The following is a 3,199-nucleotide window of genomic DNA, read 5'->3' as shown; positions in this document are numbered from 1 at the left end:
CCGGAACACCCAACGACGGGAGGTTGTCATGACCGTCTACTGCTCCATCGGCGCCATCGCCGCCAAGTACGGCGTCTCCACGAGTACCATCCGCAGATGGGCTGCCCGCGGACTGATCTGCATCGCCCACCGAACGATGGGCGGCCACCGCCGCTTCATCCTCGATGAAGACGACGAAGAAGATCCGGGGAAGCGCAAAGTCGTCGGCTACGCCCGCGTTTCCTCCCACGACCAGAAGTCTGATCTCGGCCGTCAAGTGGAACGGCTCCGCGATGCGGGCTGCGAGGAAGTCATCACCGACATCGGCTCCGGCCTCAACTGCCGCAAGCCCGGACTGCGCGCCCTGATGCGGCGGCTTCTCGAACGGAGAGTCTCCGAACTCGTCCTTGTCCACGAGGACCGGCTGCTGCGCTTCGGCACCGCGCTCGTGCGCTTCATCTGCGGCCGCGTCAAGACGGTCGTCCGCATCCTTGAAGAGCGACAGGACGTTTCCTTTGAAGAGGAGCTCGCCCGCGACGTCGTCACGCTCATGACCGTTTTCTGTGCGCGCCTTTACGGTCGACGCAGCCGGCGCCGCAAGGGTACGGTCGTGCAGGTACAGCCGGCAAGTCAAGGATAGGGATTAACCCTACTCATGTTTGCGTGCGTCATGGTATGGCGCACAGTGGTTCTATGGTGAACATGGTCGCCCGTCCGCATGACGGTGCGGTTTTGAGGTCGTCTTCATCATTTTCGTATGCTGGCGTTCATAAAAGACTCTCTGTATACACGACTGATGCGATTGAACAACCTTGAAGAATGCTATTGATTTATTTTGAGGAACCATGTATGATTCCTCTTGCTGAACTAATGAGCGTCCCGAGCCATGACCAAGAAAACTTCATATATTACATCGAAAAGCAATGATTTCTCGTCTGCAGATGCGGCGAGAGAGTTGCTTCTCTCAGAGCTCGTAGAAGATCATGAACAATCAAGCAACGCAGAGGATCATCTTGTTGCGGTGTGCTTTCATGAAGCGCCGAATTGTGGATCTCCGAAAACGGTCGTAGAGGTCCCCGACGGACTGCTCAAAGGTTGGGTTCAACATCCGGAAACCATCGAGGTCCCCGAGCGAATCGGACGCAAGCTCGGCAAATCCCCCCTTGCGGCGCTCTTCAAGCCTTTCGAGCCGGCCGAGCTCGCCGACGTGCGCTTCGTTCCCGCCTCCCGCCTGAGCCAGTTTGCGCAGGCCGAACCGATTGCCTACAAAACGGTCGTGCGCGACCTCGATCCGGCCGCAGTTGAGGCGAACCGCGAGGTCATCGACGACCTCATCGACTCGTTCGGAATGGAGCTCACGCGCCAGCTCGCGTTCCTGAAGTCTCAGGAATACCGCCGCTTCTGCATTGACTTCGAAGGCTTCCGGGAGCTCCTCAGGGATAAGTTCCGCAAGGAAAACAACATGGTTCCCGGTCCGAACGGGAAATATCCGCCCGTGAAGAAGTCGAAGTCGCCCTACGGCCTTCTGGACAAGCAGTGGAAGTGCGCCATTCAGGCGGCGTGCATCCTCGCCTCGAACTATTGGAAGGGCGTGCAGAGGACTGTGTTTCGGCACGTGATGAAGCGGGCCTTCTACAAGAATCTCAACGACTGCGAAAGCGCATTCGTCCGTCGCCTGCTGCTGGTGCTCGACTCCGACTTCTTCGACATGCTCGACAAGAAGACCATCGACACGTCGAAAATGGTCGCGCAGGACGGATCCGTGGTGCGCGACCCCATGCGCCTGCAGCGGACGATCCGGTCGATCCTTTTCGAACGCGCCGGGCGCTTCCCCGTTCACGGCGAGCACCACTCCTGTTGGTTCGACTCCGACTCCTACACGCTCGCGGAGAAAAACGGCGGCCAGCAGATCAGGCTCGCGACGAAGGCCCGCGGCAGTCGGATCACGCTCGGGCTTCTCGGCAGAGGAAAGATCGACAGCACGACGATGCTCGTTCGAGATGAGCTCGGCGTCGTCAAGCTGCACGTTCTGCAGAAGCTCAAGCCCCGACCGCTTCACGAGTACGTTCCGGACATCGTCTGGCGCAACACGACCTACTGCTTCGTCACCGCGGTGGACCTGGGCTTCTCGGAAGCCGCCGTGAACGAGGCGGGCGTCGCCTTCGGCGAGAATCTCAAGAACGTCATCATGGAGGCCGTGGACTGGATCGACGCCACCCTCAGAGGACGCAACTACTTCTACAGCCTCTTCAGGACGACGAAGGATCCCGCCAAGAAGCAGCGCATCCTTGAGAACAACCTCGGCGGCAAGAACTGGAGAAGAATGCTGAAGCGGCTCAAGGAGCGGGTCAAGAACGAGATCCACCGTGCCGTGAACGCGCTGATCCGTACGACGAAGGCGCGCGTGATCGTCGCGGAGGACCTGCCGGAGAAGATGGCGGTGCCGGGGTGGTCAAAGCGCGCCAACCGGATGATGTCGAGCTGGGTGCGTGGTCTGATGACCGAGTGTCTGGAATACAAGGCTGCGCTGCGGGGCATGCGGGTGGTCTACGTGCCGAGCGCGTATTCGAGCCAGGCCTGTCCGGCGTGCTACTACGTGTCGCGGGACAACCGGCACGGCGACGCCTTCCACTGCCGTGCATGCGGATACAAGGATCACGCCGACCGCAAGGCCGCATTGATGCTGCTGCACGTTCTTCACGACGACCGCTTCACGCGCTACATGCCGCTCGAAAGGGTGAGGGGCGTCTATCGCGAAAAGTACCTTGAGCACTGCGCGGAGTTCAAGCGTGAACCACTTCCTGAGAGCAGGAAGCCGAAGCGGGAGCCGAAGAGAAGGTCGAAGCCAAGAGCCGCCTTGCGCTTGCGGGCACATCGCGTGGTTCAAGAGCAGAAGGAGATGAGCAGGGATGCGCCGTCAAGCGCACCCACTGCATGTTAAAAACGAAAACGACTGAAGAATTCTAAAAACCAGTGCCAAGTCGAGGCGGCAAAAGCGGTTCTGGCTTTCCTGTAGATCACAGGGGGCAAGACGAAAACTGGACCGCACCTGAAGCCTCGGCCCACCAAGCCTTTAACCGACCCCGCTTTGGAGATTTACTCCGGAGAGGGAGCCTCCACAAGGGGTTCCCTCGAAGGAGGGGATACCGTAGTGCGGACATCTTCTCAGCAAGATTTAAGAAACCTCGTACTGGTGGAATTGGGAGGTTTCAACATACGG

The 3,199-nt window shown here is 59.3% G+C and carries 2 protein-coding genes; both read left to right on the top strand.

The window, feature by feature from the left end:
• The first annotated feature begins 28 nt into the window (after window positions 1-28).
• Complete coding sequence (locus tag ACT6Y9_RS09815) at window positions 29-619, top strand: IS607 family transposase (RefSeq protein WP_443744389.1); 591 nt, start codon at window positions 29-31, stop codon at window positions 617-619.
• 381 nt (window positions 620-1,000) lie between these two features.
• Entirely contained in the window at window positions 1,001-2,920 is a 1,920-nt protein-coding gene (locus ACT6Y9_RS09810; RefSeq protein WP_443744388.1) for a zinc ribbon domain-containing protein, read from the top strand.
• Window positions 2,921-3,199: the final 279 nt, after the last annotated feature.

It is taken from the genome of Sutterella sp. (assembly GCF_052272535.1).
GTDB lineage: Bacteria > Pseudomonadota > Gammaproteobacteria > Burkholderiales > Burkholderiaceae_F > Sutterella.
Note: the sequence above shows the minus strand (reverse complement) of the source record. Positions and strands in the feature narration are given on the sequence as shown.